The following is a 19,299-nucleotide window of genomic DNA, read 5'->3' on the forward strand; positions in this document are numbered from 1 at the left end:
CGGCCCGAGTGACGGCCGCTCGTCACCGTCCGGAGCCGTGCAGCCCCCGCTGGCCCCCGAGCCAGCAGTTGACCTGCGGATTCACCCGCAGGACATCCCGGTCACGCTGCGTTGTCAGTGCTCCGTTCTACTGTGGCACCACTGATCGAAAAGCCCGCGGTGGAGCGGGCTGCGGGTGGGAAGGGGCGGAGCTGTGCGCCGCTGGGAGTATGTCGAGGGCACTGCGTCGAAGTTCTGGGAGACCGAGGCGGAGGGCACCGCGGTGACGGTGCGCTACGGGCGGTGCGGAAGCGACGGACGTACGCAGACCAAGGAGTACGCGTCGGCCGAGGCCGCTGCCGCCCAGGTCGTGAAGACGATCGCGGAGAAGGAGAAGAAGGGATACCGCGAGGTCGGGTCGTCCGCCTCGGCCCCCGCTGCTCCGGACGCCGCGACCACCCCCGACGCGGTTCCGGCAGGGGACGCCACCGCCCCTGACGCGCCCGTTCTCCCCGACGAGGACACCTTCACGCTGCCCGACAACTGGAAGCGGGTGCTCCACCCACGGCGCGGCGGAGTGCGCCGCGGGTCCAAGGTCCGCCGGGACGCGGTCGACGCGATCGAGGCCAGGCTCGCTGAAGACGCGGCCTGGTTCGAGGAATTCGCGGACTCGCCGCGCTCGGACACGGTGGTGGCCGAAGCGCTGCGCGCACACCTCGACGGAGACCCCACACCGGCCGGTGCGGCCGCACTGAACGCGATCGCCGATACTCCGGGCTGGGCGGACTTCTGGACCGAGCGCTACGGCCTCCCGTTCGCCGCACGGGCCGCGACGGAGGTGTTCTCGGTCGACGCCACCTGGCAGCAGAGCGGCCTGAAGCGGGGCGCGCCCCAGCTGATGGCGCTCCCGGGCCCGCGCCACCAGTACTGGGCCGGGCATCACCGATCGCCGATCGACCGGGTCCGTGCACTGCTCGCAGCAGCCGACGAAGCCACCTACCGGGCGGCGGTCGAGGCGCTGGCGGAGTGCCGCACCGACACCCTGCGCAGGATCATCGTCTCCTACCTGGTTCCGAGTGAGACCGGCTGGGTCGACGACCTCTGCGCCGACCCGGCGGTGCACGCGGAGCAGAACCACACACTGCGTGCCATGGTGTTCAGCTCGCTGTACTCGGCCGACCAGCTGGCGCTGCTGCCCTACCGCCCGAACTACACCCTCGGTGTCGCGACCATCGCCACGGTCGCCGAGGGCGTCGGCGCGGCCATCGCCCCGGCGCTGGCCGACTCGCTCGACGACAACCACTACTACTCGGACAGCGTGAAGCTCGCCGCCGGCTGCCTGGTGGAACTGCCCACGGACGAGGCCTTCCTCGGCCTGCTGGCGCATGCGGACTCCAAGCACGTCCGCCCCTCGCTCCTCGAAGCCATGCGCCGCTATCCGGTGCGGGCGGTGCGGCTGCTGGCCGCCGGGGCGGGCGGCGGTTCTGCAGCGGCTTCGCTGTCCTTGCAGCTGCTGCGGGGTCATGTCGGTGCGCACCGCGAGGTGGTGTCACTGGCGCTCGGCGATCTCGGCCCCGAGGCCGTGGAGATCGTCGAGCCGCTGCTCAATCCGGTGGATCTGATCGCCGACGCACCGATGGACGCCCTGCCGGCCGTGCTGACGGCTCCGCCGTGGTCCCGGCCCCGCACCACTGTCAGGGCCAAGCCCGTGACCGGGCTGACCGCGGTTGCCGAGTCGATGCTGGAATGGCTGCCCGAGGAGCAGGCCGCCTGGGCGGCCACCTCCTCCTGGTACACGCGCAAGCGCGACAACGACGGCATGGACGAGTACATCGACGACCTGCGTCACGGTCCGGCCGTGGAGGATCTGCGACCGGCATGGGTGTTCGTCCACGGCGACGAGGAAGTGGTCGCCCCGCTGCTCGCCAACTGGAACCCGACCGATCTGTGGGACGGCGAGGACACGCTCAAGCCGGTCGCCGCGCGTTTCGGCCTGGCCGCGCTGCCGATGCTGCTGCGCGCCGTGCCCAGGCAGCCGAGCGCGCTCGCGCCGCTGCTGCTCCCGTTCGTCGACGCGGACGTCGCCCGGCACATGGCGGACTGGTCGGTGCGGCTCAAGTCCACCGCCTCGACCGCCCGCGCCTGGTTCGCCCGGCACGGTGCGGCGGCCGCCCCGCTCCTGGTGCCGACCGCCGTGGGCAAGGCGGGCGCCGCCCGGAACGCCGCCGAGCAGGCGCTGACGTCGATCGCCACGACGCACGGCGACGAGGTGGTGCGCGAGGCCGCGCGGGCGTACGGCGCCGAGGCCGCGGCAGCGGTGGACGAGCTGCTGGCCGCCGACCCGCTGGAGCGGGCGCTGCCCGCCAGGATGCCGGTGCTGCCGGGCTGGGCGGAGCCCTCGGTGCTGCCGCAGATCACGGTCCGGTCCGGCGGTGCGCTGCCGGTGGCGGCGGTGCGCCACGCCCTGACGATGCTGGCGCTGTCGAAGCCCGATGAGGTGTACCCGGGAATCGCTTCGCTGACCGAAACGGCCGAAGCCGCCTCCCTCGCCGAGTTCGCCTGGGGCCTCTTCGAGCAGTGGCGACTGGCGAACATGCCGGCGAAGGAGTCGTGGGCACTGCACGCGCTGGGGCTGCTGGGCGATGACGAGACGGTCCGTCGGCTCACTCCGGTGATCCGGTCCTGGCCCGGTGAGTCGGCGCACCACCGGGCCGTCGAGGGCCTCGACGTGCTGGCCGCCATCGGCAGCGATGTGGCGCTGCTGCATCTGCACGGCATCTCGCAGCGGGTGAAGTTCAAGGCGCTCAAGGTACGGGCCGGGGAGAAGATCGCCGAGGTGGCCGCAGGTCTGGGGCTGACCGGGGAACAGCTCTCCGACCGTCTGGTACCCGACCTCGCGCTGGACGCGGACGGTTCGACGGTCATCGACTACGGCACCCGTTCGTTCACGGTCGGTTTCGATGAGCAGTTGCGCCCGTACGTGCTGGACGGTGACGGCAAGCGCCGCAAGGACCTGCCCAAGCCGGGCGCCCGCGACGACGAGGAGCTCGCCCCGGCGGAGCGCAAGCGGTTCATGGCGCTCAAGAAGGATGTCCGGACGATCGCCTCCGACCAGGTGCGGCGTCTGGAGGCCGCGATGGTGACCGGTCGTTCCTGGACGGCCCGGGAGTTCCAGGAGCTGTTCGTCGGGCATCCGTTGCTGTGGCACCTGGTGCGCCGGCTGGTGTGGCTGAGCGGGACGAAGGACGCGCCGGGCACCGCGTTCCGGGTGGCGGAGGACCGGACGTTCGCCGACGCGGAGGACGATGTCTTCGTCCTGGCCGATGACGCGACGGTGCGGCTCGCGCACCCCTTGCACCTCGGCGACGAACTGGCTTCCTGGTCCGAGCTGTTCGCCGACTACGAGATCCTGCAGCCGTTCCCGCAGCTCGGGCGGAGCGTGCTCGCGCTCTTTGAGAAGGAGACCGACGAATACCGGCTCACCCGGTTCGAGGGACTCAAGGTTCCGGTCGGAAAGATTCTCGGGCTGCAGCGGCGCGGCTGGGAGCGTGGGGTGCCGCAGGACGCCGGGGTGGAACGCTGGATCTCCAAGCGCCTGAGCGACGACCGCTATCTCGTGATCGCGTTGGACCCGGGCATCGCGGTCGGCGTGGTCGACATGTTCCCCGACCAGACCCTGGAGACGGTCTGGCTCGACAGCCGGCCCGACGATCACTGGAGGCGGGGCGAATATCAGCTCCGCTTCACCGGACTGGACGCGGTGACCGTGTCCGAGTTCCTGGGTGACCTGGCCGAACTCACCGAGGGTGTCGCACCATGACCACGAGGGAGGAGACCCGTGCCGGAGCGCCGGGCGGCGGGGCGGAGCCGGTGCAGCGGCCGCCGGCCGAGGTGCGGTACGCCGAGGAGCTGGCGACGCTGCGGGCGGACGACCGTGATCCTCGTCCGCCGGGCTGGGAGCTGAGCCTGCGGGCGGCCCGCCGGTTCATCATCGGTGACGCGGACACAGGCATCGGCCGGAAGTTCGTCGGCAATCCCTCGCTGGTGGAACGGGCACTGGTGACACTGGCGACGAGCCGTGGGCTGATGCTGGTCGGCGAACCGGGTACCGCCAAGTCGCTGCTCTCCGAGCTGATCGCGGCGGCGGTCAGCGGCGACTCGACGCTGACGGTGCAGGGTGGCGCGGCCACCACCGAGGACCAGATCAAGTACGGCTGGAACTACGCGCTGCTGGTCGCCGAGGGGCCCTCGCCCCAGTCGCTCGTTCCGGCCCCGATGCTGCGCGGCATGGCGGAGGGCAGGCTCGTCCGGTTCGAGGAGATCACCCGCTGTCCGCTGGAGGTACAGGACTCGCTGTTGTCGCTGCTCTCCGAGCGGGTGGTGGCCATCCCCGAGCTGACCGGGCCGGACGGCATGGTCTTCGCCCGGCAGGGCTTCAATGTGATCGCCACCGCCAACACCCGGGACCGGGGCGTCAACGAGATGAGTGCGGCGCTCAAGCGGCGGTTCAATTTCGAGACGGTCTTCCCGATCCCCGACCTGGACACCGAACTGGCTCTGGTCGAGGCCGAGGTGACGACCCTGCTGCGGCGCTCGGGGGTGGAGCCGCCGCCGGACCGGGATGTTCTGGAGGTCCTGGTCGGGACGTTCCGGGAGCTGCGTGCGGGGGCCGGGGAGAAGGGCGGCGCCGGTTCGGACCGCCCGTCGGCGGTGATGAGCACGGCGGAGGCCGTGTCCGTCGCCCACGCCGTGGGGGTGCGCGGCTGGTTCCTGCGCGGCGAGCCGGGCAGTGCCGCCGATGTGGTGGCGTGCCTGGCCGGTACCGCGGCGAAGGACAGCCCCGAGGACCTGGCCCGGCTGCGCCGCTATCTGGAACAGCAGGTGCCGCACCGTCGCGGACCGCAGTGGAAGGCCCTGCACGACGCACGCCATCTGCTGGCCGACTGATGTCCGCGGTGTTCCTGGGGGTGCGTCACCACTCCCCCGCCTGCGCACGGCTCGTCGAGCGGACCGTCGCGGGGCTCCGGCCCGCCCAGGTGCTGATCGAGGGTCCCGCCGAGATGAACGACCGGCTGGACGAGCTGCTGCTCGGGCACGAGCTGCCGGTCGCGGTGTTCAGCCACTACCGCGACGGGCAGCGGGCCGCGACGTCCTGGGCCCCGCTGTGCGACTACTCGCCGGAGTGGGTCGCGCTGCGGGCGGGGCGGGCCGCCGGGGCGGAGGTCCGGTTCATCGATCTGCCGGCCTGGCATCCGGCGTTCGCCGAGCGCACCAACCGCTACGCCGACGCGGAGGCCCGTTACGCGGAGGCGACGGAGCGGCTGTGCCGGCGGTTCGCGGTGGACTCCTCCGACGCCCTGTGGGACCGCCTGTTCGAGGTCGAGCCGGACGGTGGTCTCGCCGAGCGGCTCGACGCGTACTTCGCGCTGGTACGCGGTGACGCGGAGGCCGACGAGGGCGACCGGGCGCGGGAGACGTACATGGCCGCGTGGGTGCGGGCGGCGGTGGAGGCGGCCGGGGAGCGGCCGGTTCTGGTGGTCACCGGGGGCTTCCACCAGCCGGCACTCCGCGCGCTCGCCGGGTCCGGAGCGCGGAAGGGTGCGGAGAACGACGGCTGGGAGCTGGGCCCGGACGGGTGGCCGGTGGTGCCGGCCCCGCCGGACGACGCCCTGGCCGGGAGCTTCCTGGTGCCGTACTCCTTCCGGAAGCTCGACGCGTTCGCCGGGTACCAGTCCGGGATGCCGTCGCCCGGCTACTACCAGCAGGTGTGGGAGGCGGGCCCCGAGGCCGCGGCGGACGGACTGCTCCGGCGGGTCGTCGAGCGGTTGCGGGCGCGGAAGTACCCGGTTTCCACCGCAGGTCTGATCGCCGCCCGGAGTCTGGCCGAAGGGCTCACGGCGCTGCGCGGCCATCCGAGCCCCGCGCGGATCGATGTGCTGGACGGCCTGGCGGGCGCCCTGATCACGGACGACCTGGACCAGCCGCTGCCGTGGACGGGCCGGGGCACGCTGACTGCGGGGACCCATCCCGCGGTCGTCGAGATGGTCGCGGCCTGCGGCGGCGACCGCACCGGGCGGCTCCATCCCGAAACCCCGGCACCGCCTCTGGTCCACGACGTGGCGGCGCAGCTGGCCGCGCTGGCGCTGGACGGCGGCCCGGAGGCGACGTACCGCCTCGATCTGACGGACGCCGTCGACCTGGAACGCAGCCGGGTGCTCCACCGGCTGCGGGTGCTGGGGATCCCCGGCCAGGTGCGGACGGCCGGTCCCGCGCACGGCGTCGACCCGGTGTTCACCGAGCGCTGGGAGGCACAGCCCGTCCTGGGACGCGAGGCCGCGCTGGTGGAAGCCGGGGCGTACGGGGCCACTCTGGCGGAGGCGGCGGCCGTCGCCCTCGCCGAGCGGACGCGGAGCGGCGCGACGGAGGCCGACGGCCTGGCGAGGGCACTGTTCGACGCCGTGCTGTGCGGCATGGACGGATTCTCGGAGCAGCTGCTCGATGAGCTTTCCTCCTGCGTAGGCGAGTTGCAGGTCAGCGGCCCGCTCGGGGAGGTGCTCGCCACGGCTCTCGGCCTGTGGCGGCACGACCGGGTCTTCGGCATGGCGCGCGGTCCGCTGCTCGCCGCGGTGATCGACGGGGCAATCGAGCGGCTGCTCTGGCTCCTGGAGGGTGCGCGCGGCTCGTCGGGCGTGGACTTCCCCCGTCTGCGGGCCGTGGTCGCGGTGCGCGACGCGGTACTGCACGCACCGGAGCTGCTCTCCGTCACCCGGGAGGTCGCGGCCGGGATCGCCGGGCGGATCTCGGAGGATCCGAAGGCACCGATCGATCTGCGCGGGGCCTCGTTCGGGCTGGCCCGGTCCCTCGGCCGGGTCCCGGGATCCCCGGACGCCTCCGGGAATCCGGCCGAGGCGGTGCGTACGGTGGCGATGGCCGGTACGGATGCGCTCGGCGACTGGCTGGCGGGGCTGTTCGCGCTCGCCCGCGACGAGGTGACGGGCGCCGTGGGCGACGACGGCGATGGGCCGGGCGGTGGCGCCGAGTCGCTGATCGATGTGCTGGACGGCCTGGTCAGTGCGTTGTCCGACAACGAGTTCCTGTCCGGGCTGCCCGCGCTGCGTCAGGCGTTCACGTTCTTCCCGCCGCGCGAGCGGGACCGGATCGCCGCCCGCCTGCTGGAACGGCGCGGGGTGCGCGGCTCCTCGCGTTCCCTGCTGCGGACCACCGCGGACCCCCTGCTGATGGGCCGGGCCCGCGCCCTGGAGGAGTCCGTGTCCCGACTGCTGGCCCGCTACGAACTGGAAGCCACCCCATGACCACGCCCGAACAAGCACCCGGCCGGGCACCCGGGCCCGAGGAGAGCTCCGGCCCGGCTCCCGACGCGGGGCTGGAACGCTGGCGCCTGGTCCTCGGCGCCGCCGCCGAGCGGCACACCGGACAGCTGGGTCCGGCCGACGCCGGCCGGGACGCCGCACTCGACTGGCTCTACGGCCGCGACCCCGAGCTCACCCGCCGGGGGGTGCGCCGTTCCGGTTCGGCCCCCCGGACCGGCGGTGACGGACCGTCACCGGTGACAGCGGTCGACTGGCTCGACGACATCCATCGGCTCTTCCCGAAGGAGACCATCGAGCGCCTGGAACGCGACGCCGTCGAGAAGTACGGCATCCAGGAGATCGTCACCGACCCCGCGGTGCTGGAGCGGGTCGAGCCGAGCCAGACGCTGCTGCGCGCCGTGCTGCGCACCAAGCATCTGATGAACCCACAGGTGCTTCAGCTCGCCCGGCGCATCGTCGAGTCGGTGGTCGAACAGCTCCTGGCCAGACTCCAGCCGGAGATCCGCCGGGCGTTCCACGGCACCCGCTCCCGCAAGCCCAGCCGCGTCCCGATGGCAAGGGACTTCGACTTCCGGCAGACCGTGAAGGCCAACCTCGCCCACTACCAGCCGGCCGAGCGGCGTCTCCTCATCGAGCGCGCCCACTTCCACTCCCGCACCCAGCGCCATGTGACGCAGTGGCAACTGATCCTGCTGGTCGACCAGTCGGGTTCGATGGCCGGATCGGTCATCCACTCCGCGGTGACCGCCGCATGTCTGTGGGGCCTGCCCGGTCTCAAGACGCACCTGGTCGCCTTCGACACCCAGGTGGTGGACCTCACCTCCGACGTGACCGATCCGGTGGAGCTGCTGATGCGGGTCCAGCTGGGCGGCGGCACGGACATCGCGCGGGCCGTGGAGTACGGCGCGGGTCTCGTGGAGAACCCGCGGCGCACCGTCGTCGCGCTCATCACCGACTTCTACGAGGGCGGCGACCCGTACCGGCTGGTGCGGGCGGTGCGGGGGCTGGTGGAGCAGGGCTCGACCGTGCTGGGGCTGGCCGCGCTCGACGAGGACGCCGACCCGGAGTACGACCGGGTGACGGCCGGGAAGCTGGCCGCCGCCGGGGCACATGTCGGGGCGATGACGCCGGGCCGGCTCGCCGAGTTCGTCGCCGAGAGGCTGGGCCGATGACCGAGCCGATGACCGCTACGGGGAACGGCACCGCCGTGCGCCCCGATCTGCTCGCCCTCACCCCTGAGACGCTCGCGGCACTCGCCAACCGGGGCCTGGTCAAACGTGCCACGAAGGAGCTGGACGCGGGGACGGTGCCCGTCCTGACGGCCGATCCGGACACCACGGTGCGAGCCAGGTTCGACGACGGCACCACCACGGCGCTGCCGCCCGGCACCGGCCTGGACGAGGGCGACTGCAGCTGCGCCGCGCCGGGCGTGTGCCGCCATCTCATCGCCCTGGTCCTGGCCCATCAGCGCAGCGCCGGGGCCGATCCGGACAGTGCCCCCGCCGCGTTCACCGACTGGTCCCCGGGCAGCACCGACGACGACGCGCTCACTGACGCAGCCGGCACCCGCCCGGTCGCCTCGGCACGGCGCACCTTCGACCGGGGTTATGCCGCCGTGGTGCACCGTCCGTCCCCCGATCACCCCGATCCCCGGGTCGAGCTCCCCACCTGCACGGTGCGTTTCCCGGTCCCCGGCGAGATCGCCTACGCGTTGACGGACGCGGCCGCCGCGCTGCGCGGCGAGGTGCTGGCGCTCGCGGTGTGGGCGTTCCGCGCCGCCGACGCCACGGGCACCGGCGAGCGCTCCGTACCCGTCCAGGTCGGCGGCCGTGCCGCCGCGCCTTCCACGGCACTGCCCGCGCTCGACGCGGCGCTCGGGCTGGCGGACGAGCTGCTGGCGGAAGGCGTGGCCCATGTCGGACCGGTGCATGGCGGAGCCCTCGCGCGTGCCGGTGCCGCGCTGACCGCCGAGTCGATGCACTGGCCCGCGGGCGCGATCGCCGAGCTGGCCGACCAGCTCACGGCGTACGCCGACCGCACCGCCCAATACCGCCCGGAGTCGGTCGCCGCGCTGCTCACCGAGGTGCACGCCCGGCGGCGGGCCGCCGCGCATCCCGGCGTGCTCGGCGCCCGCGAGGCCGGGGACACCCCGCTGCGCCGGGTCCGGCTGGTCTCGCTCGGCTGCCGCGTCCGCGGCACCGGGCAGTCACTGATCTCCCAGGTGTACTTCGCCCATCCCAACGCGGGCACCGTCCTCGTACTGCGCAAGGCCTGGACGGCCCCCGAGGGCAAGGAGCTCTTTGCGCACCGGCTGGCCACCCGTCGGGTCCTCGCCACCCCGCTGGCCTCGCTGGCCACCGGAAGCCTGGTCAGCGAGAGCGTCCGGCGCACCCCGAGCCATGCCCTGACGGTCGCCCGGGGCAGGCTCGGCACGACAACCATCACCCCGGTCGGCGCCGCCTGGACGGAACTTCCCGAGCCGTTGCTGGTACGGAATCTGACCGCCCTGACAGAAGGCTGGAGCAGCAGGCCGCCGCGGCTGATCCGGCCGCGGGTCGAGGCGGAGGCGGTCCATGTCGTCGCGCTGTCCGGGGTGGAAAGCGTCGGTTACGACCCCGCCGAACAACGGCTCGAAGCCGTGGTGCGCGATGCGGCGGATGGCCGCGCGCTGGTGACGTCGGAGTACCGCCCGGAGTGCCCCGGTGCGCTGGACGCCCTGGCCGATGCGCTGGAGGGCGGCGCCACGCACATCAGCGGTTCGGTGCACCGGTCCGGCAGCGGGGTGCGGATCGATCCGCTCGGGGTGCTCACCCCGGCGGGGACGGTCGTGCCCGATCTCGCCGCGGGTGACGGTTCCACGGCCCTGGCGGCGGTGGCGCGACGACCGTCCGATCCGCTGACGGCGGCGCTGGACGAGGCGATATCCGCCATGTCGGCGGTGCCGCACAGCGGACTGCGTCATCTGAACGTTCCTGCCCGCACCCGGATCGGCGAAGCGGCGACCGCGCTGTCCCGGACCGGCCTGACGCGTGCCGCGACGCTGCTGCGCGCTTTCGTCGAGGCACTCGACGACGGGGCCCTGCCGGCCCAGGAGGCGCTCGCGGCCCGTTCGAGGGCGTGGCTGGACGCCCAGCTCCACCTCCTGGTGAGCAGCGAACTCCGCTCCTGCTGAACAGATTCCGCGACACCGGAATGGCTCCAGCCCTGTCGGCCCGGAACGGCTACGGGCGGTTCAGATAAGCGAGTTGGGGATGCACCTTGAGGTAACCGTCGACGAGGCGCCCGGCCACGGTCACCGAGTCGACCAGCGGGTGCAGTGCGAAGGCCTTCACGGCGGCGGTGCGGGAGCCGCTCGCCGCCGCGTCGAGCACCGCTCGCTCGACGGCCTTGACCGCGGTGACCAGCCCGACGGCGTGGTACGGAAGCGGGTCGACGGCGACGGGACGGGCGCCGTTGGCGTCGACCAGGCACGGCACCTCGATGACGGCGTCCGCGTCGAGGACCGGAAGCGTGGTGCGGTTGCGGACGTTGAGGATGAGCGAGGTCCGTTCGTTGCGGGCGACGGCCCGCATGAGGGCGAGCGCCACCTGCTCGTAGCCGTCGGACTCCAGATCGCTCTCGTCCCGCTCGCCGACCCCGGCGGCCTCCCTGTTCTCCGACATGTAGGTGGCTTCGCGCTCCGCGCGGGTCCGGTCCCAGGCGGACAGGGCGGGGGTGGCGGGGTCCTTCATCCGGGCGTAGAAACCCTCCTGCTGCTCCCGGAGGAAGGCACCGCGGGTCTGCTCGGCGTCCTGGTAGGCGCGGACCGCTTCCCGGTTGAAGTAGTAGTAGTGCAGATACTCGTTGGGGACGGCGCCCAGCGACCGCAGCCAGTCGGTGCCGAAGAGCCTGCCCTCCTCGAAGGAGCCGAGGAGCGCCGGATCCGCGAGCAGTCCCGGGAGTTCGTCCCGGCCGTCGACGTACAGTCCGCGGACCCAGCCCAGGTGGTTGAGCCCGACGTAGTCGATCCGGGCCCGGTCGGGGTCGGCTCCGAGCACCCGGGCGATGCGGCGGCCGAGCCCCACCGGCGAGTCGCAGATGCCGATGACCCGGTCGCCCAGGTAGTGGGACATGGCCTCGGTGACCAGGCCCGCCGGGTTGGTGAAGTTGATGACCCACGCCTCGGGGGCGAGCCGCGCGATGCGCTGGGCGAGGTCGACGGCGACGGGCACGGTGCGCAGTCCGTACGCGATGCCGCCCGCGCCGACCGTCTCCTGGCCGAGTACGCCCTCGTCGAGGGCGACCCGCTCGTCGGCGGCCCGGCCTTCGAGGCCGCCGACGCGGATCGCCGAGAAGACGAAGTCGGCGCCGCGCAGCGCTTCGTCGAGCTCGGTGGTGGCGGTGACGGCGGGCGCGTCCGGGACGCCGGCGGCCTGTTCGCCGAGCACCCGGGCCACGGCGGTGAGCCGGTCGGCGTCGGTGTCGTAGAGGGTTACCGCGGACACGCGGCCTTCGGCGTGATCGGCGAGCAGCGCCCCGTACACGAGTGGAACCCGGAATCCGCCGCCGCCCAGAATTGTCAGCTTCACGCTTCCGCATGGTACGGGGGCGGGCCCGGTCCGGGGCCGAACGACCACGGTCGGCGGCGCCCACCCGGTTGCCTGGGACGGCGTCCGGCCCGGTGGCCGCGAACCCGGAGGTCCTGGGCCACCGGGCCGGATACCGGTGCGTCTTCACTCCCGAGGAGGTGTGCCGGGTCAGCTGCCGCTCCACCATCGCGAGACGGCCCGCCACAGCCTCGCCGGTGCGGATTCACCGCGCTGCTGCGGGATCCGGCCGACGGCGGACGGGGCGGACGCGGAGGCAGGGCTCCCGGTTTCGTCCACGGCGGTGGCCGTGGACGCCGTATCCGTCGGCACGGTGGACGAGGCACGTCCGGGTGTGGGTGCGGTGTGCCGGACCGTCGGCTGGAGCTCCCAGTCCTGGCGCTGCGGGTTGGGCCTGCCCATGGACGGCGGTTCCTTGTCGTCCTGCGGCGGGCGGGAGGCGAAGTCGGCCGGCAGCTCCACCAGGTGCCGGCCCATGATGTTGCCGACCCAGCTCAGCTCGGTCTCCTCGACGGCCAGTTCGAGGTCGGGCAGTCGCATCAGCAGGGCGTCGACGCCGACGTCCGCGATGGCTCGTCCGATGTCCTGCCCCGGGCATTCGTGGGGGCCGCCGCTGAACGCGAGGTGGGCGCGGTTGCCCGCCATGTCGGCGCCCGTATCGGGCCGGACCACCGGGTCGGAGTTGGCCGGTGCGATGCCCACGATCAGCGCGTCGCCGGCCTTGATCTGCTTGCCGCCGAGCTCGGTGTCACCGACCGCCCAGCGGCCGAAGACCGCGGTGAACGGCGGTTCGTCCCACAGCGTCTGCTCGACCGCTTCGGGGACCGTCATATGACCGCCGCTGAGCCTGGCCCGGAACCGCGGGTCGGTGAGCACCATCCGCAGGACGTTGGCGATCAGGTTGGCGGTCGCCTCGTAGGAGGCGATGAGGATCAGCCGGAGATGCTCGCTGACCTCCTGGTCGTTCAGCCCGGCGGGGTGCTCGACGAGCCAGGTGGCGAAGTCGTCCGCCGGGTCGCGCCGACGGCGCTGGACGAGCCGGGTCAGCGCGTCGAGCACGTAGGCGTTGCTCGCGACCGCGGTCGCCGTGCCGCGGGTCATGTCGCGGGCGGCCTGGACCATCCGGTCGTTGTACTCCTCGGGCATGCCGATGATCGCGCACATCACCATCATCGGAAGCCGCTCGGCGAACTGGGTGACCAGGTCGACACGGCCCTGCTGGCAGAAGTCGTTGACGAGCCGGTTGCTGTAGCGGTTGACGTGGCGGCGGACGCCGCGGGTGTCGATCCGGCCCATGCTGTCGGTGACCGCGCCACGCAGACGCTCATGGGTGGCCCCGTCGGCGAACACGCACATCGGCTGCCAGGTGAAGATCGGGGCCAGCGGGTGGTCCGGGGCGACGCTGCCGTCCTGCAGGGCCCGCCATCGCCGGGAGTCGCGGGAGAACTGCGAGGGGGTCCGGGTCATGTGCAGGTTCTCGCTGTGCCCGAGAACCAGCCAGGCGGGTACGTCCCCGTGCAGCAACACGGGGGCCACGGTGCCGTGTTCGGCGCGCAGCTTGTCGTAGAGCCCGTGGGGGTCCCGCTCGGCCTCCGGGCCGTAGAACCGGCGCAGTCCGCCGGGGCCGATGCCGAGGCCGTGGGCCGGGCATCCGGGGGGCGGAACCGGCCCCTGGGCCGCTCCGGGCTCGTAGTGGAATGGGGTTGTCACGATCGCTCCAGGGATCAGGCCAAGTACCGGAAGGATGGAGATGCGCGAGGGGGTTGGTCCTGCGGTCAGGCGAGCGGGAGAGCCAGACTGTGCAGATAACGCATCAGGGTCATCAGCACGTCGCGGCTGGAGCCGCGCAGTCGGGCGTCGCAGTCGATCATCGGGACCTCGTCGGGGAGGTCCAGTGCGCTCCGCAGCGCCTCGACGGGGTGCTTCGGGGCCCCGGGGAAGGTGTTGATGGCGACGACGAACGGCACGCCACGCTCCTCCAGCCTCCCGATGACGTCGAAGCTGACTTCGAGGCGCCGGGTGTCGACGAGGACCACCGCGCCGAGGGCACCTTCGAACAGCCCGTTCCACAGGAACCAGAACCGCTCCTGGCCCGGGGTGCCGAACAGGTAGAGGATCAGCTCCTCACTGATGGAGATACGGCCGAAGTCCATGGCGACGGTCGTGGCGGTCTTGCTCTCCACCCCGAAGTTGTCGTCCACGCCGACACCGGCCTGGGTCATGGTCTCCTCGGTGGTCAGCGGCCGGATCTCGCTGACGGAACCGACCATGGTCGTCTTGCCGACCCCGAACCCTCCGACGATCACGACCTTCACCGCAGCTGTCGCCGTGGTGGGAAGGACGTCTTCGCGCCGGGGGCCGGTGATCGTGTCAGAGCTTCTGAAGTCCATGCATCACCGCTTCGAGAAGGGACCTGTCCGGGAGAGTGGCGCGGACGATGGGTGCGCGCGATTCGATGAGCCCGGCAGCGAGGAGTTCGGTGAGGAGCGAGGTCACCACGCTGAAGGGCAGACCGAGGTATGCCGAGATCTCGGCGACGGATAACGGTGCCTGACAGAGCCGCAGGATCACGGCCTGCTCGGGCTGGACCGTCGGTGTCGGCTGTGCCTGCGCGACGATCATCGTGACCAGGTCGAGCTGCGCCCGCTCGCTGCCGTCGGGATCGCCGGTGATCACGTACAGCCGTTCCGGATCGCTCAGTACCGGATCGGCTTTTCGGCGTTCTCGTCGGGGAGAGTTCATCCGGCCTGCCCGTCGTGGCGCGGCGGGCTCGTCAGGTGGGCACCGATCCTGACGACCATGTCACGCATCCGCGATCCGACGAGCCCCGCGTCGACCGTCTCACCGGCGAGCACCGCGAGGTACGCGCCCGTTCCAGCGGCCATCAGGTAAAAGAAGCCGCCGGTGACCTCGATGACGACCAGCCGCATGAGCCCGTCGCTGTAGGGGATTTCGGAGGCGACGGCGGCGGCCAGGCTCTGCAGTCCGGCACAGGCCGCCGCGAGGCGGTCGGCGACGTCGGGGTCGCCGCCGTGCCGGGCGATGCGCAGACCGTCGGCGGAGAGCACCACGATCTGGTGGATGTCCGGTACGTCGTCGGCCAGTTCCTTGAGCATCCAGTCCATGTTTCCCCGCTGCTGGATCACTTCAGGTCTCCCTTGTCCCACGCATCGTCAGAGTCTTCGTCGGTCTTCGGATCCTGCGGCACGCCGTTGACCGCGTTGGTGAAGGCCTCCAGCCAGAGCCCGGGGGGCTGCTCCTTGCCGCCTTCGCCGCCGGGTCCGTGGCCGTTGGTGTGGCCGTTCGCGTAGCCGTTGCGCCGGCCTGCGGTGGGGTCGACGGGCTGGGCCGGGAGGTTGTGCGAGCCCAGGGGTGCCCGGCCTCGGCTGCGGCGTTGCGGGAGCCCGCCCGCGGTCCACTCCGTCACCACGGGGACGTCGTTCTCCATGGCGGCGGCGGGGAGGGCCGGCCGGGTGGCGGGCGCGACCGGCCCGGTGGCGGGTCGCTGGGCCACGGGGGTACGGGGCTTGCGGCGGGCCGGCACGACGTGCTTCATGGCCTCCTGGTCGATGTCGCTGGTGGGCCTCGACGTGGCGCCGATGCCGTGGGCGATGCCGGGGGCGGGTCCGGTGGTGATCATGGCGCGGGGCACGATGAGCACGGCGCGGACACCGCCGTACGCGGACTGCCGCAGCGAAACCTGCAGGTCGTACATCCGCGAGAGCCGGCCGACGACGGCCATGCCGAGCCGCGGGGACTCGCCGAGGTCGTTCATGTTGGAGCCGGCCTGGGCCCTGGCGAGCATGTTCTCGGCCCGCGAGCGGGCCTCCTCGCTGAGCGAGACGCCGCCGTCCTCGATCTCGATGGCGATGCCGGTCTGCACCTCGACGGCGGTGACGTGCACCCGGGTCTGCGGGGGCGAGTAGCGGGTGGCGTTGTCGAGGAGTTCGGCACAGGCGTGGATGAGCGGCTCGACTGCGGTGCCGATGATGGCGACCTTGGCGATCGAGTGCAGATCGACGCGGGGGTACTCCAGGATCCGTGACATGGCGCCGCGCAGCACGCTGAACAGCGGTACGGGCTTGGGCCACTGACGGCTGGGCCGGGCGCCGCCGAGTACCGCGATGGAGTCGGCGAGGCGGCCGATCAGTGCGGTGCCGTGGTCGATGCGGAGCAGGTCGTCGAAGACGTCGGGGTTGCGCCCGTGGTGCTCCTCCATCTCACGCAGTTCACTCGCCTGACGGTGGACGATCGCCTGGACGCGCCGGGCGACGTTGACGAAGGCGCGCTGCGCGGAGTCACGCATCGCCTCTTCGTTGTCGATGATGTGCAGAACCGTGTAGACGAGGGTGCGCTGGGCATCGGGCAGGTCGCGGTAGAGCTCGTCCGCGTCGACGACGTCACGGAGCACCTCTTCGGGCGAATTGCCCACGCGCAGCCGGTGGATCGCGGCCGGCAGGAGCTCCTTGCTGATCCGCACGGTCTCGTCGTCATGGGTGGCGATGCGCCGCTCCAGGTCGGCGAAGCGCCGCTCGTACACCGCGCGCTGGGAACGCAGATCGCGCGCCCGGCGGGCGAGTTGGACGCTCAGGGCGGCGACCACCACGGTGGCGACGGCACCGCACCAGACGACTGGTATCCGCGCGGCCGTGGAAACCAGTGCCGCCGCGGCGGCGGTGGCGCCGCCCATCAGGAGCACGGGCAGGAACACGGCGCGAGCGACGGAGGAATCTCGGTCGCTCGGCGGTGATTCAACACGAACCATCTAAGACCTCTGGCGGTTGATTCGGGAGGTATGCACGCTTGCAGGACAGTCGGGAACAAGCGCTCGAATTCATATCAACTCGACTTCACTGCGCGTGAGCTTAGTCAGATCGAATCAGTGCTTCGGCACATTCACCCAACCCCCTGCGCGAGCGCTCCAGCGGTAATACACTCACGAGTTTTTGCACGCACCGCCGTCGCACGCACACAAGGAGTGACAGTCGGGGCGATTCGGTGAAGGGACGAGCCACTCGTACCGGAGAGCGGGACAAAATATTGTTGATACGGAGCGATTTCGGTGATCTCAGTGTCCTGTCGGTCCCGCAAACCGTCCCGCCTTCCAGGACAGGCGTACATGCGATCGAACCAGATCGAAAGGAGCACATTCATGACTCAGGGGCGGGTGGACGGCGCGGTCGCCGGACTGACGGGCGGCACGGCCGGCATCGCGCGCGTCGCCGAACACACCGGAAACGAAGGGGAACTGACACACCATGGGGCCTGATCGGGGCTACACCATCGAATCGCTGGACACCGGGCTCCGGTTGATGCAGCTCTTCCTCACTCACGACACGCTCACCGTCTCCGAGGCCGCCGAGCTGCTCTCCGTCGGCCGGTCCACCGCGCACCGGGTCCTCAGCACCCTGGAAGGACGCGGCTTCGCGACGCGGGACTTCTCGGGCCGCGGCTACTCGGCCGGTCCGGAGCTGGTCAGGCTCGGCCGCCCGGCGGGATTCGGTCCGGCCGTCCGTGAGCGGCTCACGGTGGTGCTGGACGACGCGGTGCTGCGCACCGGCGAAACCGTGCAGTCCATCGCGCTGATCGGTGACCGGATCATCGTCACCGACGGCCGCGAGTCCTCGCAGCCGGTGCGGGTGATGCCGGAACCCGGCAGTACACACCCCGCCCACGCCACGTCGGGCGGGAAGTTGCTGTTGTCCCGGATGACGCCGGAGCAGGTCTGCTCCCTCTACCCGGGCGAGGAGCTGTACGCGGCCACGCCGTCCACCGTCGTCTCGCGCTCCGCGCTGCTCGACGAACTCCAGGAGATCCGCTCCCTCGGCTACGCGCTCAGCCGCGGGGAATCGGTCCGGGGCATGAACACCGTGGCCGTGGCGCTGGCGGGATCGAGCCGGCGCGACCGGCTCGCCCTGATGGCGTCGGCACCGGCCGATCGCGGCGACGACACGGCGCTCGTCCGCCTCGCCGGAGAACTCCGCGTGTCCGTCGCGCTGTCGGCCACGGTCTGAGCGGTCCCACCCGCGCGGCCACGGACGCGCGGCCACGGACGAGCGTGCGCCGGAGCGGACCGCCGGAGCGCGCCGCCCCGCTCCGGCGGTCCGCTCCGGTGACCCCCTCCCCCGCAGTGTCTACAGCCGGAGTTCGACGGCGTGTGCGTCCACCAGGCCGGCGATCCGTGCGAGCACGCCGTCCGCGGGTTGCGGCTCCAGCCGGGTTCCGCCGCGCAGACGCAGCGCCACCTGTCCCTCGGCGGCCTCCCTCGCTCCGATCACCGCCTGACAGGGCGCCAGGCGGGCTTCCCGGATGCGGGCGCCGAGGGTGCCGCGTTCCGGCCCGGCGATCTCGGCCCGCAGCCCCAGATCGGTGCATTTCCGGGCGAACGCCTCGGCGTCCGGCAGTTCCGCGTCGGAGATCGGGAGGATCGCCAGCTGGGTGGGGGCGAGCCAGGCGGGGAAGGCCCCGCCGTGCACCTCGATCAGATGGGCGACGGCTCGCTCCACACTGCCGATGATGCTGCGGTGGATCATGACCGGCCGGTGTTTCGCACCGTCGCGACCGATGTAGCGCAGGTCGAACCGGCCCGGCTGATGAAAGTCGATCTGGACGGTGGAGAGGGTGGACTCCCGGCCGGCGCCGTCGGCGACCTGGACATCGATCTTGGGACCGTAGAACGCGGCCTCTCCCTCGGCCGCCTCGTACGGCACCCCCGAGCGGTCGAGGACCTCGGTCAGCAGGGCGGTGGACTTCTGCCACATCCCGGGATCGTCGACGTACTTGCCTCCCGGGCCCGGCAGGGAGAGCCGGTAGCGGGCCGGGCTGATGCCCAGCGCCCGGTACGCCGCGCCGATCAGCTCCAGCGCGGCGCTCGCCTCCTCGGCCACCTGGTCGGGGGTGCAGAAGATGTGCGCGTCGTTCAGCTGGATGGAACGCACCCGGGTCAGTCCGCCGAGCACTCCGGAGAGCTCGGAGCGGTACATGCCGCCCAGCTCGGCCATGCGCAGCGGCAGTTCGCGGTAGCTGTGCGCGCGGGAGCGGTAGATGACGGCGTGGTGCGGACACAGGCTCGGCCGCAGCACGACCTGTTCCCCGCCCAGGTCCATCGGCGGGAACATGTCGTCGCTGTAGTGCGACCAGTGCCCGGAGATCTCGTACAGCTCCCGCTTGCCGAGCACCGGCGAGTACACGTGCCGGTAGCCGGCCCGTCGTTCGGCGGTGCGGACGTACTCCTCCAGGGTGTGGCGCACGGCGGCGCCGTCCGGCAGCCAGTAGGGCAGTCCCGCGCCGATCAGCGGGTCGGTGTCGAAAAGGCCCAGCTCGCGGCCGAGCTTGCGGTGGTCGTGCATGGCGGTCTCCTCGCGGTCGTCGGGCGGGTGACCGCAAGGCGAAGCCCCGGGGCA

At 72.1% G+C, this 19,299-nt stretch carries 13 protein-coding genes; 6 read left to right on the forward strand and 7 right to left on the reverse strand.

Going from position 1 to position 19,299, the window contains the following annotated elements; translation table 11 throughout:
* The first annotated feature begins 193 nt into the window (after window positions 1-193).
* The 5 genes from OHA19_RS06645 to OHA19_RS06665 are packed head-to-tail and all read left to right on the forward strand — an operon-like array spanning window position 194 to window position 10,482.
* Window positions 194-3,799, forward strand: coding sequence for a DUF4132 domain-containing protein (locus tag OHA19_RS06645; RefSeq protein WP_405749658.1), 3,606 nt, complete (start codon window positions 194-196; stop codon window positions 3,797-3,799).
* A complete protein-coding gene (locus OHA19_RS06650) occupies window positions 3,796-4,926 on the forward strand; it encodes an AAA family ATPase (protein ID WP_405749659.1) in 1,131 nt (376 codons plus the stop codon). The genes OHA19_RS06645 and OHA19_RS06650 overlap by 4 nt, the downstream gene beginning before the upstream one ends.
* Entirely contained in the window at window positions 4,926-7,292 is a 2,367-nt protein-coding gene (locus OHA19_RS06655) for a DUF5682 family protein (RefSeq protein WP_405749661.1), read from the forward strand. Before OHA19_RS06650 ends, OHA19_RS06655 begins: the two co-directional genes overlap by 1 nt.
* On the forward strand, window positions 7,289-8,482 hold the full coding sequence (locus OHA19_RS06660) for a VWA domain-containing protein (RefSeq protein WP_405749663.1): 1,194 nt from the start codon (window positions 7,289-7,291) through the stop codon (window positions 8,480-8,482). The genes OHA19_RS06655 and OHA19_RS06660 overlap by 4 nt, the downstream gene beginning before the upstream one ends.
* Entirely contained in the window at window positions 8,479-10,482 is a 2,004-nt protein-coding gene (locus OHA19_RS06665; RefSeq protein ID WP_405749665.1) for a hypothetical protein, read from the forward strand. The genes OHA19_RS06660 and OHA19_RS06665 overlap by 4 nt, the downstream gene beginning before the upstream one ends.
* Window positions 10,483-10,531: 49 nt before the next feature.
* Here the strand turns inward: OHA19_RS06665 and OHA19_RS06670 are convergent, their stop codons facing one another.
* The 6 genes from OHA19_RS06670 to OHA19_RS06695 form a co-directional block, all read right to left on the reverse strand.
* Window positions 10,532-11,878 carry a 6-phospho-beta-glucosidase gene (locus tag OHA19_RS06670; RefSeq protein WP_405718800.1) on the reverse strand — a complete coding sequence of 449 codons (1,347 nt, stop codon included), beginning with the start codon at window positions 11,876-11,878 and terminating at the stop codon, window positions 10,532-10,534.
* Between the two features lie 168 nt (window positions 11,879-12,046).
* The gene (locus OHA19_RS06675) at window positions 12,047-13,606 is read right to left on the reverse strand and encodes a cytochrome P450 (RefSeq protein ID WP_405718798.1); all 1,560 of its coding nucleotides are present in this window, start codon (window positions 13,604-13,606) and stop codon (window positions 12,047-12,049) included.
* A gap of 65 nt (window positions 13,607-13,671) precedes the next feature.
* Window positions 13,672-14,286, reverse strand: coding sequence for an ATP/GTP-binding protein (locus tag OHA19_RS06680; RefSeq protein WP_351259809.1), 615 nt, complete (start codon window positions 14,284-14,286; stop codon window positions 13,672-13,674).
* The gene (locus OHA19_RS06685) at window positions 14,267-14,638 is read right to left on the reverse strand and encodes a DUF742 domain-containing protein (protein ID WP_405718795.1); all 372 of its coding nucleotides are present in this window, start codon (window positions 14,636-14,638) and stop codon (window positions 14,267-14,269) included. Before OHA19_RS06685 ends, OHA19_RS06680 begins: the two co-directional genes overlap by 20 nt.
* The gene (locus OHA19_RS06690) at window positions 14,635-15,042 is read right to left on the reverse strand and encodes a roadblock/LC7 domain-containing protein (protein ID WP_093896207.1); all 408 of its coding nucleotides are present in this window, start codon (window positions 15,040-15,042) and stop codon (window positions 14,635-14,637) included. The genes OHA19_RS06685 and OHA19_RS06690 overlap by 4 nt, the downstream gene beginning before the upstream one ends.
* Complete coding sequence (locus tag OHA19_RS06695; RefSeq protein ID WP_405718793.1) at window positions 15,039-16,661, reverse strand: sensor histidine kinase; 1,623 nt, start codon at window positions 16,659-16,661, stop codon at window positions 15,039-15,041. Before OHA19_RS06695 ends, OHA19_RS06690 begins: the two co-directional genes overlap by 4 nt.
* Before the next feature lie 493 nt (window positions 16,662-17,154).
* Here OHA19_RS06695 and OHA19_RS06700 point away from each other — a divergent pair, with 493 nt between their 5' ends.
* Window positions 17,155-17,910: an IclR family transcriptional regulator gene (locus OHA19_RS06700; RefSeq protein ID WP_405749666.1), complete on the forward strand. Its 756-nt coding sequence runs from the start codon at window positions 17,155-17,157 to the stop codon at window positions 17,908-17,910.
* A gap of 120 nt (window positions 17,911-18,030) precedes the next feature.
* Here OHA19_RS06700 and thrS read toward each other — a convergent pair whose 3' ends face one another.
* Window positions 18,031-19,245 (reverse strand): threonine--tRNA ligase, encoded by a 1,215-nt coding sequence (gene thrS, locus OHA19_RS06705; RefSeq protein ID WP_405749668.1) that lies wholly within the window; start codon window positions 19,243-19,245, stop codon window positions 18,031-18,033.
* Window positions 19,246-19,299: the final 54 nt, after the last annotated feature.

The sequence above is a fragment of the Streptomyces sp. NBC_00012 genome (assembly GCF_045040875.1).
Classification (GTDB): domain Bacteria; phylum Actinomycetota; class Actinomycetes; order Streptomycetales; family Streptomycetaceae; genus Streptomyces.

Bases quoted from the DNA above. Each gene is read 5' to 3' on its own strand.
- OHA19_RS06650 (WP_405749659.1), top strand. From the start codon at position 3,796: ATGACCACGAGGGAGGAGACCCGTGCCGGAGCGCCGGGCGGCGGGGCG.
- OHA19_RS06655 (WP_405749661.1), top strand. From the start codon at position 4,926: ATGTCCGCGGTGTTCCTGGGGGTGCGTCACCACTCCCCCGCCTGCGCA.
- OHA19_RS06660 (WP_405749663.1), top strand. From the start codon at position 7,289: ATGACCACGCCCGAACAAGCACCCGGCCGGGCACCCGGGCCCGAGGAG.
- OHA19_RS06665 (WP_405749665.1), top strand. From the start codon at position 8,479: ATGACCGAGCCGATGACCGCTACGGGGAACGGCACCGCCGTGCGCCCC.
- OHA19_RS06680 (WP_351259809.1), bottom strand. From the start codon at position 14,286: ATGGACTTCAGAAGCTCTGACACGATCACCGGCCCCCGGCGCGAAGAC.
- OHA19_RS06685 (WP_405718795.1), bottom strand. From the start codon at position 14,638: ATGAACTCTCCCCGACGAGAACGCCGAAAAGCCGATCCGGTACTGAGC.
- OHA19_RS06695 (WP_405718793.1), bottom strand. From the start codon at position 16,661: ATGGTTCGTGTTGAATCACCGCCGAGCGACCGAGATTCCTCCGTCGCT.
- OHA19_RS06700 (WP_405749666.1), top strand. From the start codon at position 17,155: ATGGGGCCTGATCGGGGCTACACCATCGAATCGCTGGACACCGGGCTC.
- thrS (WP_405749668.1), bottom strand. From the start codon at position 19,245: ATGCACGACCACCGCAAGCTCGGCCGCGAGCTGGGCCTTTTCGACACC.